This is a genomic window from Paenibacillus sp. NRS-1782 (assembly GCF_050467685.1).
GTDB classification, from domain to species: Bacteria; Bacillota; Bacilli; order Paenibacillales; family Paenibacillaceae; genus Paenibacillus; species Paenibacillus terrae_A.
Window position 1 is genome coordinate 1 of record NZ_JBITPH010000020.1, and the last position, 13,492, is coordinate 13,492.

Here is a 13,492-nt window from a genome sequence, read left to right on the forward strand (position 1 = left end):
CATCCAGTAGAGCGAAGAGCCTCTTTTTGTACAGGCATAAAGATGTAGTTTACTTATAACAATTAGGAATTGAGAAGGTTTTCTATGAATTTGAATAATGATATCATGTCATAACGAACTTGAACCGAGGTAAATTATGACAACCATTAAAGTGACACCGGAACAACTGATGTCTGTCTCCAATCAATTTGAGCTTGCACAGAAAACGCGACTCAGATGAATAATCAATTGACACAGCGCGGATAAATTCAGATTAGCGGATATGATGGAAGCGGGGAATATAGATGCAAGCTGCTTACCGCCTCCATCTAATTCATGTGCCGTTCCCGCTCCAGATACACGAAATGCGTTCCAGAAATCGGCGGATAGTTTGGCCGAGCTGGGGAATGCGTTTATGGAGGCTGCTGAGGACAGGTATGAAAAACGTTACGATGGCGTGGGCAGTTTTTTGGATTATTGGACGTTTGGTATTCCAAAAGGAATGTATCAGGGCTATATGGAACGTGCAGCTAAACAAGGGGATTCTTTTAATGATTTATTGAATTTCGGTACATGTGGCATAACAGGAACCATCCAGGGGGCGTTTGCTCCTACCAATGCCTAGTCGACGGAACATTGGGCCAATATGATTGGTGTAGCCGGGATGACCGGGGGAGTCAGTTCATTAATTAAGCCTAAAGTTGGATTGGGTACAACGGTTAAGTATGAAGGGGCAGTTGACCTACCGCAAATATCTTCGGATGGTTTACGTAATGAGTTGCCGCTCACTGATCTACAGAAAATAGAAATTATTCAGTATACTAAATCGTTAGATTTTCCCGAAGATAATATAATAATGAGTAGAACTGGTTTTTATGATGATTGGAATACAGGTATGATGTACGATAGATTTATTGTAAATACGGATGTATTACCAGCAGAAAATTCAGGAATTGGAACCTTGAGTGCTAATTCACATGTTTCAGCCAAGGCAACGATTGCCCATGAAATTGTGGGTCATTATGAGGCTTATAAGGCAGGAAGAGCATTTGATTTATATGATGTTACTACAGATACATTTAAGAGAAATTTTGCACTGGATGAAGCTCAAGCTAGTATAAGAGCAGCAAGATTTGCACCTGATTTAACATCCATAGAAAGAATGACACTACTGTGAGATGCTATTACCAGATTAAAAAGTGCCAATCTACGTATACGTGATGTAAAGGGTGACTCTTGATGCCCAAAATGAAGGCACAATTATAATGGGAACTAGTAAAGAATTAGATCATTTAACTCATCCAGAGATAAAAAAGATCATTGGTAATCAAATTCTCATCAAAAACACAGATCAAAATGAGATGGTTTTACGTGTTAGTTCTGTTCAAATTTCAACTTCAATGGCTGAAAGGAAAAATATTGGTATATGTATTGGTAAATTAGAATCCTCTAATCTTATTCAAGCAGGGGCAACTGTGTATAGATTGGAAGACAGATGAGTTTGAATTTTATTTTCATCGTATGGAGATCATAAAATAGAACTACTCAATTTATCTAAAGAAGAAATACGAGAGGGAAAAATAAGTGATGATCAATTGGTGGAATGTTTGGATATCCAGCATAATCAGGTACAGTGGAATGCTATAAGTCAGATCGATAAAAAAAGCTGTGTAATGCAAAATAATCGAAAAATTGAGATATATTAGCCAGTTCAGAGATCCCAAGATAAACAAGCTTTTGTTGAAAGGATTTCAGAGGGGATAAGTTAACATTTATGCGAAAAGCCCATTGGTGGGCTTCTCTTTTTATATAGGTGTACGCAATCATGAAAGCCGTTCTCTACCGACTCTCCGCGGCACCGTAGTCGTGTCCACCAGCATGGATCGGGCGCAAAGGGGGCAAGCTAAGCAAGCAATCAAGTGGATTTTTGAAAATGAACTGCTTATTTTGACAACACAATATTATGATGATGAGAGGGGTGTTTCTTGATGACAAATAGTAGAATGAATCCTAAGGTTGATGAATATTTAAGTAAAGCTAAAAAGTGGAAGGAAGAATTTGAAAAATTGAGAATGATCATTCTTGACTGTCAGCTGACCGAAGAATTGAAGTGGGGTGTTCCTTGTTACACCTCTCAGAAGAGGAACATAGTTTTAATACATGGATTTAAGGAATACTGTGCGCTTCTGTTTTTCAAAGGTGCCTTGTTACATGATGTCCATGGTGTTCTAATCCAACAAACGGAGAATGTACAGGCGGGGCGCCAGATTCGGTTCACCAATGTTCAAGAAATAGTTGCAATGGAAACCATCTTGAAAGCCTATATTTATGAAGCCATTGAAGTTGAAAAAACCGGTTTGAAAGTGGATTTAAAAAAGAATACAGAATTCATAATTCCTGAAGAATTTCAAAATAAATTTGATGAAATCCCTGCCTTGAAAACTGCTTTTGAAGCATTGACGCCCGGACGGCAAAGAGCATACATTCTTTATTTTTCTGAACCCAAACAATCCAAAACTCGAGAGTCAAGGGTTGAAAAATATATGCAGCAAATTCTCAATGGAAAGGGATTAAATGATAGAACATAGCTCGGGACTATCAAGAAAAATATAAGTTATATGCAGTAATCTGAACTTGCTCCTCAATTATAAAAAGGGTGGGCTTTTTTCGCGTGTCAGCATCTTGTGCGAAAATATTTCATACCTAATAAAAGAGGAACCCTAAGCTGATAAAGATCTTATCAGTCCAGAGTTCCTCTTTTTAAAATCAATTCAATGCTGCTTTTGAGGAGAGTGTAATTCCTCCAGTGCTTCCTTCAGTGAAGGATATTTAAACTGAAATCCGTGCTCCAGCGCCTTGCGCGGGATTACTTTTTGACCATCCAATACAAGGGTACTCATCTCTCCGACTAGCTTTTGTACGAGAACGCCGGGAACGGGAAACCAGTGTGGGCGATGATATACCTCAGCCACGGTTCTACCAAACTGGTCGTTTGTCAACGGATGTGGTGATGAAGCGTTCACAGCCCCGGTGATATCCGGCGTATGGATGCAGTGGGTGATCAGGTGGACGATATCCTTAATATGAATCCAGCTCATCCATTGATGGCCGTTGCCTATTTTACCGCCGAATCCGAAGCTGTAAGGCAGCTTCATCAGTGGAAATGCTCCGCGTTTGCTGTCCAGCACAAGGCTGATACGCAGCTTGATTAACCGAGCTTCGGAAGGATAAGCGTTGGCGGCTTCTTCCCACTGCTCGACCACTTGAGACAGAAAGTCTTCCGAACGGCGCGGGCTGGTTTCATCGAACGTTTCAGTAAGAGATGTGCCGTAGGCGGCGACAGCCGAAGCCTGAATGATGACTTCCGGCTTTTTTTGCAGAGCATTTAGCGCTTGGGCCAATTTGGCAACAGGCAACAGGCGTGATTGGAGAATTCTTTGTCTGGACTTGTCCGTCCAGCGCTGATTCAGTGTTTCGCCTGCCAAATTAACGGCCACATCTGTGCCCTCTAATGCTTCCGGCTTTTGTTTCAGTTCGTTCCAGCTCATATATTGCAAGCGTGGGCTCGCTTCGTGACCTGCCATGGGTTTACGGGTGATTACCTTCACCGTATGCCCGTCGTTGAGCAGGCTTTTGGTCAGCGCACACCCTACTAATCCAGTACCTCCGCATATGACGATGTTCATGGAGTTCGACTCTCCTTCCGATTCGCAAAAAAATATGTATGTTATAGAATATAACCCTTTTCAAGAAAAAAACCTCATTCGAATGTACCTGTATATGCTAAAGGATGTCAATCCATGCTTTCATTTACCTCGTTTCCCTTCGTGTAATCCTGATTTGTGTGTGCACTACCATAAAAGCCATGTTGTTTGATTTCAATAATCACGTTAAAATGATTAAATCAAAATAAGATAAGCATAACAGAATAACAAGGATAAGGGGATGAAACCGAATCATGCTGAAAATTGGTTCTCATGTGTCCTTTTCGGACAAGGGTCTGCTCAGCGCTACAAAAGAAGCGTCTTCATACGGGTCCAGCTCGTTCATGATATACACGGGGGCACCGCAAAACACGCGTCGTAAGCCGATGGAATCCATGTATCTGGAGGAAGGCAAGCAGTTGATGGCTGAAAAAGGGATGGATGATATCGTGGTGCATGCCCCATATATTATCAATCTCGGCTCTTACAAGGAAAATACCTATGAGCTGGCAGTTAGCTTTCTTCAGGAGGAAATTCGTCGCACCCATGCGATTGGCGTGAAAAATATTGTGCTTCATCCGGGCGCTTTTACCGATAAGGATGCAGAGTACGGCATTCAGCGTATTGCTGATGGCTTGAACGAGGTACTGCACGGTGTGAGGGAGACGAATGTTAACATTGCGCTGGAAACGATGGCAGGCAAAGGCACCGAAATGGGACGTAGCTTCGAGGAAATTGCCTCCATTATAGATAAAGTAGAGCATAACGAGCGTCTTACTGTCTGTATGGATACCTGTCACATTCACGATGCGGGCTATGATATTGTGAATGATCTGGACGGTGTGCTGGAGCAATTTGATCGTATTGTCGGGCTGGATCGCATCGCAGTCGTTCACGTCAATGACAGTAAAAATCCGGTTGGCGCTCATAAAGATCGTCATACTCCGATTGGATCGGGCTGGATTGGCTATCAGACCATTCATAATGTGGTGCATCATGAAGCACTTCAAGGACGTCCATTTATTTTGGAAACGCCATGGATCGGAAAGGAAGCCAAAACTCAGCGTCCCATGTATGAGGTTGAAATCGCTTTGCTTCGCGGGAATGTGAAGGAGCGTTTTGGTGATGAATTTTTGGGTCAGGTAGAGCAATTGAATTCATTTTTCAAAAAGCAGGATGTGGATGTGCGAAAATTTGTGCTAGACACCTGGACGCTGCTGAAAAATGATGCCAAAGCGAAAAAGGCCGATCCGCGCGAGCCGCTGGAGCGTCTGTATGACATGATAACGGAAGCAGCACTGTTTCCAGAGTTGACCGAAGAACATATTAATCATCGTCTGATTGCCTGGTTTGCCAGCAGTCATTTGCCAGTGACGGTATAAGCCAAGGAGGATTTGTAGCCACATGGAACTTCACGTAAAACATCAGCCAAACAGTACTCAATCTGTGCATGAAAACCGTGCGCGTATGCTCGTATCCTGTCCTGATGGCCCGGGTATTGTAGCGGCCGTGTCTCGCTTTTTGTACGAGCATGGCGCCAATATTGTTCAATCTGATCAATACACGATGGACCCGTCCGGCGGTATGTTTTTTATGCGGGTTGAATTTGATCTGCCATACTTGAGTGAAGCCCAGCCCCAACTGGAGCAGGATTTTGCCGCGGTTGCAGAACAATTCCGGATGGAGTGGACGATTTCAGCGGTCAGCCGCAAGAAAAAGCTCGCTATTTTCGTTTCCAAAGAAGATCATTGTCTGGTGGAGCTATTGTGGCAATGGCAGGCAGGGGATCTGGACGCGGATATTTCTCTGGTGGTCAGCAATCATCCGGATATGAAGGAGTACGTGGAATCGTTCGGCATTCCGTATCACCATATTCCGGTGACCGCCGATACCAAACCGGAGGCAGAACGCCGTCAACTGGAGGTTATTGGTGAGGATATCGACGTCATTATTTTGGCCAGGTACATGCAGATTATTTCACCCAAGTTTATTGAGCATTATCGCAACCGGATCATTAATATTCATCATTCGTTCCTGCCTGCATTCGTGGGTGGGAAGCCATATGCCCAAGCCTATAATCGCGGTGTGAAAATTATTGGCGCTACCGCGCATTATGTAACTGAGGAACTGGACGGTGGCCCGATCATCGAGCAGGATGTGCAGCGGGTAAGCCACGGTGATGATGTCAATGAGTTAAAACGGATCGGTCGCACCATTGAGCGGGTCGTTTTGGCAAGAGCCGTGAAGTGGCATGCGGAGAACCGAATTTTGGTTCATGAAAATAAAACGGTCGTTTTCAACTGATTTTATATTTTTTAAAATGTAAAAGTTCATACTTCTTACAAGCAAAGCCCGTCGAAATGACGGGTTTTTTGCTTTTTTTCTATGGAAAACGGGTGTCAAAACCGGACAAAATACGTTATTTTTCGCGATTCTATGATTTTTTAAATGAGTTTAATACTTTGCGGGTATATTTAAATGAGGACCTGGTACGATTTTTCGACAACCATCTGTATAAACGATCTGGCAAACCTGCACGGCAAATGGTACAATATTTAAGGATGTATAAGTCATATTGAAACATTCAAGCAGATTTACTCACTTCAATGGGCGTCGTTTCTATATCGGACGGCGGTATTGGAGAGCATGACCGAATGCAATTGGCATACTTTTTACAATATGAGGAGGCAAACCATGACCGACCAGAATCAAGCGATTCAAAAGGATGAAAACTCCACGATCGACAATTTGTCCATTACGACAATCCGTACGCTGGCAATTGATGCCATCGAGAAAGCAAACTCAGGACATCCCGGCATGCCGATGGGTTCCGCGCCGATGGGCTACCAACTTTTTGCTAAAACGATGAATCATAACCCGAACCACCCTACATGGATTAACCGTGACCGTTTTGTACTGTCCGCAGGACACGGCTCTATGCTGCTGTACAGCCTGCTGCACCTGAGCGGCTATGATCTGCCTATGGAAGAACTGAAACAATTCCGCCAATGGGGCAGCCTTACACCAGGTCATCCTGAGTTTGGACATACCGCTGGTGTAGACGCTACGACCGGACCTCTGGGACAAGGTGTAGCTATGGCCGTTGGTATGGCAATGGCTGAAGCTCAACTGGGCGCAACCTATAATAAAGATCAATTTAAAGTTGTGGATCACTTCACATATGCAGTCTGCGGCGACGGCGATCTGATGGAAGGTCTGTCTCACGAAGCGGCTTCACTGGCTGGGCGTCTGCAATTGGGCAAATTGATCGTATTGTTTGATTCCAACGACATTACACTGGACGGCAAGCTGAACCTGTCCTCTTCCGAAAGTGTTGCAAAACGCTTTGAAGCTTACAACTGGCAAGTACTGCGCGTAGAGGATGGTAACGATCTTCCTGCGATCCAAAAAGCGATTGAGGAAGCACGAGGAGACTCCACACGTCCTACGTTGATTGAAGTGAAAACAGTCATCGGCTACGGAAGCCCGAACAAACAAGGTAAAGGCGGACATGGCGGTACTCACGGTTCCCCACTGGGTGCAGACGAAGCCAAGCTGACTAAAGAATTTTACAAATGGGTGTACGAAGAGGACTTCCATGTACCGCAAGAGGTTCGTGAGCATTTTGCTACAGTAAAAGAGCGCGGTATCGCAGCTAACAAAGCATGGGATGAGCAGTTCGCGAAATACAAAGCGGCTCACCCTGACCTGGCAGCTCAGTTCGAGACAGCCGTAAACGGCGACCTTCCAGAAGGATGGGACCGTGATCTTCCGAAATACACGACCGAAGATAAAGCAGTTTCGACTCGTGTGGCTTCAGGTAATGCACTGAACGGATTGGCTCCAAACGTACCGTTCCTGACTGGCGGATCTGCCGATCTGGAAAGCTCCACGATGACACACTTGAACAACCTGACGAACTTTACACCAGAAGACTATGCTGGCCGTAACATCTATTTCGGTATCCGTGAGTTTGGTATGGCTGCTGCAATGAATGGTATGACATTGCACCAAGGGGTAAAAGTATTCGGCGGTACATTCTTCGTGTTTACGGATTACCTGCGTCCGGCTGTTCGTTTGGCAGCTCTGATGGGATTGCCTGTTACTTACGTTCTGACTCACGACAGTATTGCTGTTGGTGAAGATGGCCCGACTCATGAGCCGATCGAACAATTGGCTTCCCTGCGTATTATCCCGAACCTGACGGTTATTCGTCCAGCGGACGGCAATGAAACTTCCGCTGCTTGGGCTTACACGCTGGAAAACAAGAAAAATCCGGTTGCTCTGGTATTGACTCGTCAAAACCTGCCAATTCTGGCTGCTACTGCTGAGCATGCACGCGAAGGTATCAAACGCGGTGCTTATGTCGTTGCAGATGCGACAGACGGCAAGCCGGTTGCTCAAATTCTGGCTACGGGTTCTGAAGTACAACTGGCTGTTAAAGCCCAAGAAGCACTGGCAGAACAAGGTATCCAAGTACGCGTTATCAGCTTCCCAAGCTGGGATCTGTTCGAAAAACAAGACAAAGCATACAAAGATTCCGTTCTACTGCCTGAAGTAAAAGCTCGTTTGGCTGTAGAAATGGCTTATCCACTGGGCTGGGAAAAATATGTCGGCGACCAAGGCGACATTCTCGGTATCAGCACATTTGGTGCATCCGCACCTGGCGACCGCGTCATTAAGGAATATGGCTTTACAGTTGAGAACGTTGTTAATCGTGTAAAAGCTTTGTTGAAATAAAACAATTTTTAAACAGACAGTCGTAACCTGAGCAAGGCTTACGGCTGTTTGTTTCATATATTAAGGGAATTTGCAGCCCTGTGTATTTTCATACTGAGGCTTGGAACAAATGTATGTTATGATCCATAAATATTCATTCAACCATTGATGAGCAGATGAGGGGATAACGAATGACACAGTTTGATGGAGTCAGCGTAGTTAAAAAAGCAAATGTATATTACGACGGTCAGGTCACAAGCCGTACAGCTATTTTGGGTGACGGCAGTAAGGTTACATTGGGGATTATGCTGCCGGGAACGTATGAATTCGGCACGGATTCTCGTGAGATCATGGAGATTTTGGCAGGGGATTTGAAGGTGCTGCTTCCGGATACTGAGGAATGGCTGGAAATACAGGGAACGGCAACGTTCCACGTGCCTGCGCAGTCTTCCTTCAAGCTGGAAGTACGAAGCGTAACAGATTACTGCTGCTCTTACCCAGAATAAGTAGTAAAAAGAGGGTAAGCACACTCGACTCTAAGTCAAGTGTGCTTACCCTATAAGCTATGCGATATGTACAAAAGCACAGCAACATGGTTAAAAGAAGAATGCGGCTTATTCGAGTGGCTTACCGCCAATAGTGTGGCCGATCCACGATTCATAGGTCTTCACGACAGCGGACAAGTCCTCGTCGCCGTAGCCTTGCGTTTGCCCGGCTTGAAACAGGCTTTTAGCAATGGACAGCATAGGTGTCGGGATGGACAAGCTATCCGTCAGCGAGGCAGCGAGCTTCAAGTCTTTGAGCATCAAGGCCAGTGAGAACTGGTTGCTGAAATCATGCTCGATGATTTTGCGTCCTTTCAGGTCAGCAGCCTTGCTGCCTGCCGATCCGAGCTGTACCAGCTCAAGGAAGCTTTCCGCCGGAATGCCGGACTTAGCAGCGATGGCGAAGCCCTCAGCCAGAGCGAGGTTGTTAATACCCACCATCGTGTTATGAGCAAGCTTGGCGATGGCTCCGCTGCCATTCGGTCCCATGTGAAGCACCTTTTTGCCCAGCGTATCAAAAACGTCCGACTGTGCGGCAATGGCCTCCGCGTCACCGCCAACCATGAACACAAGCGTGCCGTCTACAGCAGCAGGCTTACTGCCCGTTACTGGAGCATCAATGAAGGAACAGCCCAGCTTGTCCGCTTCGGTAGCTAGTTGTTTGACCAGCTCAGGTGAAATGGTGCTGTTGTCCATCACAGTTACACCAGACGTAAGACCGGCAAACACGCCGTCCTCGCCGTAGTAGATATCACGGATCGAGTGATCATCGCTGACCATGGTAATGACCAGCTGCTGGCCTTCAGCCGCCTCACGGGGCGTTGAAGCCGTATGCGCGCCTTGCTCTCCCAGCGGCTCGCAGCGTGAGGCGGTGCGGTTGTAGACCGTGACTCCATATCCCTGCTTCAGCAGGTTGGATGCCATCGGGGCGCCCATGGTGCCCAATCCGATAAATCCGATGTTCTTCATAGCTAATCACCTTTCTTGTTGGAGGTTGCCGTCCGATGCAGATGCGAGTTTGGCTAGATTTGACGGTTTAAATCAGTTGATCTCCGTTTATTGTAGCATGGGTATGCCACCCCATCTACTACACTAGGGTCTGGCAAGGCACCGGACATACAGGTAACGCAAGCTTGTCAGGCCCTGCAAATTAAAGTATCCTATTCCTAAGTCCTTATGTTCGTATTCATGGTCTTAGCAATACAAAACAGGAGGTTCCAAACATGTCTAAAAAAGTTATTTTTGATTACACCAAAGCGCTCTCCTTTGTAGGACAGCACGAAATTGATTATTTTGCAGAACCCATCAAGCTGGCTCATGAGCAGCTGCATAACCAAACCGGTGTAGGTTCCGATTTCCTGGGTTGGATTGACTTGCCTACCAATTATGATAAAGAAGAGTTTGCACGCATCCAAAAGGCTGCTGCTAAAATCCAAAGTGATTCCGAAGTGCTGATTGTCATCGGCATCGGCGGTTCTTACCTTGGCGCACGCGCTGCGATTGAAATGCTGTCGCATTCCTTCCACAATGCACTGCCTAAGGACAAGCGCAAAGGCCCGGCTGTTTATTTTGCAGGCAATAACATCAGCTCTACATATGTGAATCATCTGTTGGAACTGATTGAAGGAAAAGACTTCTCCGTGAATGTCATTTCCAAATCAGGTACAACAACAGAGCCAGCTATCGCTTTCCGCGTATTCCGTGCGGCTCTGGAGAAAAAATACGGTAAAGAAGAAGCGCGCAAACGCATTTATGCAACAACAGATAAAGAACGCGGCGCTCTGAAAAAACTGGCTAACGAGGAAGGCTACGAATCCTTCATTATCCCTGATGATGTAGGCGGCCGTTACTCCGTGCTGACAGCAGTAGGCTTGCTGCCGATTGCTACAGCTGGTATTAACATTGAGGAAATGCTCCAAGGGGCGGCAGACGCTTCCAAGGAATACAGCAATCCGAATGTAGCTGAGAACGAGGCTTACCAATATGCAGCCGTTCGTAACGCGTTGTACCGCAAAGGTAAAGCTATTGAAATTCTCGTGAACTATGAGCCGTCCCTGCATTTCGTTTCCGAGTGGTGGAAACAATTGTACGGCGAAAGCGAAGGCAAGGATTACAAAGGTATCTACCCTGCTTCCGTTGACTTCTCGACTGACCTGCACTCCATGGGACAATTCATCCAGGAAGGTAGCCGTAACATTTTCGAAACAGTTATCCAAGTAGAAAATGTACCTAGCCACATCACCATCGAAGCAGATGAGGATGATCTGGATGGACTGAACTTCCTGGCAGGCAAAACGGTGGATTTTGTAAATAAAAAAGCATTCCAGGGTACATTGCTGGCTCACACAGATGGACAAGTACCGAATCTGATCGTGAACATTCCTGACCTGAGCCCTTATTCCTTCGGGTACCTGGCTTATTTCTTCGAAAAAGCTTGCGGCATCAGCGGCTACCTGTTGGGTGTGAATCCGTTCGATCAACCGGGCGTAGAAGCTTACAAGAAAAACATGTTTGCTCTGCTGGGTAAACCAGGCTTCGAAGAGCAAAAAGCGGAGCTTGAAGCGAGATTGTCCGAATAAGGAAGCTGTAAACTCCTGACTGAAACAGTTTCAGATAGGAGCGTTATAGGCGTATAGCAAGAAATTAAGTACAGGAAAGCAGTTCACCGGCTGCCAGAAGCGGGGGGACTGCTTTCTTGTAAAATGAAGTAAGGAAGGTTATTTGTGATATGTTGGAACAATACCGAACTGTACGCGGCTCCGGCAGCAAGGAAATTGTGATCCGGAAATCCCGTTTTATCGGTCACATCCAGCCTGTTCAGACCGAGGAAGAAGCGGCTGCTTTTATCGAGCGCATTAAAAAAGATCATTGGAACGCAACCCATAATTGTTCTGCCTACATGATCGGGGAACGAGACGAGATCCAGAAGCAATCGGATGACGGTGAACCGAGTGGTACGGCGGGCAAGCCCATTTTGGAGGTTATCCGTAACCAGAAGCTGAAAAATGTGGCAATTGTCGTTACCCGTTACTTTGGGGGGATTTTGCTGGGAGCAGGCGGTCTGATTCGTGCATATTCAGACGGTGCTGTTGCAGCCATTGAGGCAGGGGATGCGATTACGCGTGTGCTGCATCGTGAAATTTTTGTGGAATTGGATTACACCTGGTTGGGCAAAGTGGAAAATGAATTGCGAAATCGCAGCATCCGTACAGGAGAAACCCTGTTTACGGATAAAGTTACCTTAACCTGTCTGCCGCTGGCTGGTGATGCGGAATCCTTCAGCAACTGGATAACAGACTTGACACAGGGGCAATCGCTTGTGTCGGAGGGAGAGCAGCTTTACTTTATTGAAGGGGAATAAAAAATATGGCTAGAAGAGCAGTGGAACAGGAGTTGTCAAGAGGGCGGATTCTGGAAGCGGCCAGGCACTTGTTTATTACCAAGGGCTACCGTGCTATTTCAATGCGCAGCATTGGCCAGCATCTGGGTTACAGTCACGGTTCATTATATTATCATTTTAAAGAGAAGGCTGAACTGTTCTACGCCATTGTGATTGAGGATTTTAATACGTTACGCGGAATTCTACTACAAGGAGCAACAGGTACTCCGAAGGATGGTCTGAACAGACTGGAGCACTTGATGCTGGAGTTTATCCGTTTTGGCTTGGAAAATCCTTATCAATACGAAATTATGTTCATGATGCACGATGAAGAACTGTTCGCATATTGTCGCACAGAGCAAAACCGTTGTGTAGAATTATTCGCGTCCATGATCCGTCAGGAATTAAGTGATCAGGGACATTCGGAGGAAGATTCTTCACGAGTACCGCAAAGTCTGTTTTTGTCTATGCACGGCTTTGTGTCCTTTTATATTCAGGATGGTTTGACATTTGAAGAAATCAGGCCCGCTGCTTTGGCACATGTAAAGCTGCTGTGCAGAAACCTATGAGCGTACCTGCAATCACATGCCTCGGTTATGAATCTGTAGGGCGCTTTTCTGGATATATTCACTTCATGACGGTGCCTTATCATTACGGTACTTTGCGAAAGCGACTAAGATTGTAACAGACGATGATGCATCCAGCAGGAGAACATCATGGTCTGTTTTTTTGCATGGTCAGTCCATCATGAATAATGACAGTCTGAGAGGGACCTGTGGTGATAGATTTAAGGTGGGATGCCGTATTCCCTTCCATATGGCGATATTGGGGATGCTTCCACGGATAAGCTTCATCCAGCCTTAAAATCACATCATGTTTGACGTCCGGGTCTGCATTTTCATTAATGGCTATTTCGGCCGTTGTGTGTGGACAATAGATCAGTGCGGTTCCTTCCTGGACTCCGCTTTTTTCGATCAATGAAGCGACCTCGCGTGTAATATCACGCATCTCATCTCGTCCGCTAGTGGATAATTCTAAAGTATGCAACATTATTACACTCTCCCTTCTTCTTATTACTTTACCCATTTTACACCTGACGTAATATATAGAGTTGACGACGAAAGCTTTCCTTTGATAAAGTATCACATAAGAAAAACATAGTATAT

General features: G+C 45.7%; 12 protein-coding genes and 1 pseudogene. 10 read left to right on the forward strand and 3 right to left on the reverse strand.

Features of this window, described 5'->3' with window-relative positions; genetic code table 11:
- Positions 1-136: 136 nt before the first annotated feature.
- From ACIFQM_RS08605 to ACIFQM_RS08615, 3 genes and pseudogenes are all read left to right on the forward strand, one after another.
- Positions 137-1,156: pseudogene (locus ACIFQM_RS08605) on the forward strand (WXG100 family type VII secretion target).
- Between the two features lie 88 nt (positions 1,157-1,244).
- On the forward strand, positions 1,245-1,478 hold the full coding sequence (locus ACIFQM_RS08610; RefSeq protein ID WP_430046216.1) for a hypothetical protein: 234 nt from the start codon (positions 1,245-1,247) through the stop codon (positions 1,476-1,478).
- Positions 1,479-1,967: 489 nt separating this feature from the next.
- A complete protein-coding gene (locus ACIFQM_RS08615; RefSeq protein WP_430065280.1) occupies positions 1,968-2,567 on the forward strand; it encodes a YdeI/OmpD-associated family protein in 600 nt (199 codons plus the stop codon).
- A 183-nt stretch (positions 2,568-2,750) separates the two neighbouring features.
- Here the strand turns inward: ACIFQM_RS08615 and ACIFQM_RS08620 are convergent, their stop codons facing one another.
- Positions 2,751-3,665 carry a TIGR01777 family oxidoreductase gene (locus tag ACIFQM_RS08620; RefSeq protein ID WP_430039733.1) on the reverse strand — a complete coding sequence of 305 codons (915 nt, stop codon included), beginning with the start codon at positions 3,663-3,665 and terminating at the stop codon, positions 2,751-2,753.
- 272 nt (positions 3,666-3,937) lie between these two features.
- Here ACIFQM_RS08620 and ACIFQM_RS08625 point away from each other — a divergent pair, with 272 nt between their 5' ends.
- From ACIFQM_RS08625 to ACIFQM_RS08640, 4 genes are all read left to right on the forward strand, one after another.
- The gene (locus ACIFQM_RS08625) at positions 3,938-5,065 is read left to right on the forward strand and encodes a deoxyribonuclease IV (protein WP_430039730.1); all 1,128 of its coding nucleotides are present in this window, start codon (positions 3,938-3,940) and stop codon (positions 5,063-5,065) included.
- 22 nt (positions 5,066-5,087) lie between these two features.
- Positions 5,088-5,987: a formyltetrahydrofolate deformylase gene (gene purU / locus ACIFQM_RS08630; RefSeq protein ID WP_430039727.1), complete on the forward strand. Its 900-nt coding sequence runs from the start codon at positions 5,088-5,090 to the stop codon at positions 5,985-5,987.
- Between the two features lie 390 nt (positions 5,988-6,377).
- Complete coding sequence (tkt, locus tag ACIFQM_RS08635; protein ID WP_430039725.1) at positions 6,378-8,423, forward strand: transketolase; 2,046 nt, start codon at positions 6,378-6,380, stop codon at positions 8,421-8,423.
- Between the two features lie 170 nt (positions 8,424-8,593).
- A complete protein-coding gene (locus ACIFQM_RS08640; protein ID WP_430039722.1) occupies positions 8,594-8,908 on the forward strand; it encodes a pyrimidine/purine nucleoside phosphorylase in 315 nt (104 codons plus the stop codon).
- Between the two features lie 108 nt (positions 8,909-9,016).
- Here ACIFQM_RS08640 and ACIFQM_RS08645 read toward each other — a convergent pair whose 3' ends face one another.
- The gene (locus ACIFQM_RS08645) at positions 9,017-9,916 is read right to left on the reverse strand and encodes an NAD(P)-dependent oxidoreductase (protein ID WP_430039719.1); all 900 of its coding nucleotides are present in this window, start codon (positions 9,914-9,916) and stop codon (positions 9,017-9,019) included.
- Between the two features lie 254 nt (positions 9,917-10,170).
- Between ACIFQM_RS08645 and ACIFQM_RS08650 the strand changes: the two genes are divergently transcribed.
- From ACIFQM_RS08650 to ACIFQM_RS08660, 3 genes are all read left to right on the forward strand, one after another.
- Entirely contained in the window at positions 10,171-11,526 is a 1,356-nt protein-coding gene (locus ACIFQM_RS08650) for a glucose-6-phosphate isomerase (RefSeq protein ID WP_014280425.1), read from the forward strand.
- 149 nt (positions 11,527-11,675) lie between these two features.
- Positions 11,676-12,308, forward strand: a complete 633-nt coding sequence (locus tag ACIFQM_RS08655) for a YigZ family protein (RefSeq protein WP_430039716.1) — start codon at positions 11,676-11,678, stop codon at positions 12,306-12,308.
- Positions 12,309-12,313: 5 nt separating this feature from the next.
- Entirely contained in the window at positions 12,314-12,895 is a 582-nt protein-coding gene (locus ACIFQM_RS08660; protein ID WP_430039713.1) for a TetR/AcrR family transcriptional regulator, read from the forward strand.
- A gap of 145 nt (positions 12,896-13,040) precedes the next feature.
- Here ACIFQM_RS08660 and ACIFQM_RS08665 read toward each other — a convergent pair whose 3' ends face one another.
- On the reverse strand, positions 13,041-13,376 hold the full coding sequence (locus ACIFQM_RS08665) for a secondary thiamine-phosphate synthase enzyme YjbQ (RefSeq protein WP_430039710.1): 336 nt from the start codon (positions 13,374-13,376) through the stop codon (positions 13,041-13,043).
- Positions 13,377-13,492 lie beyond the last annotated feature (116 nt).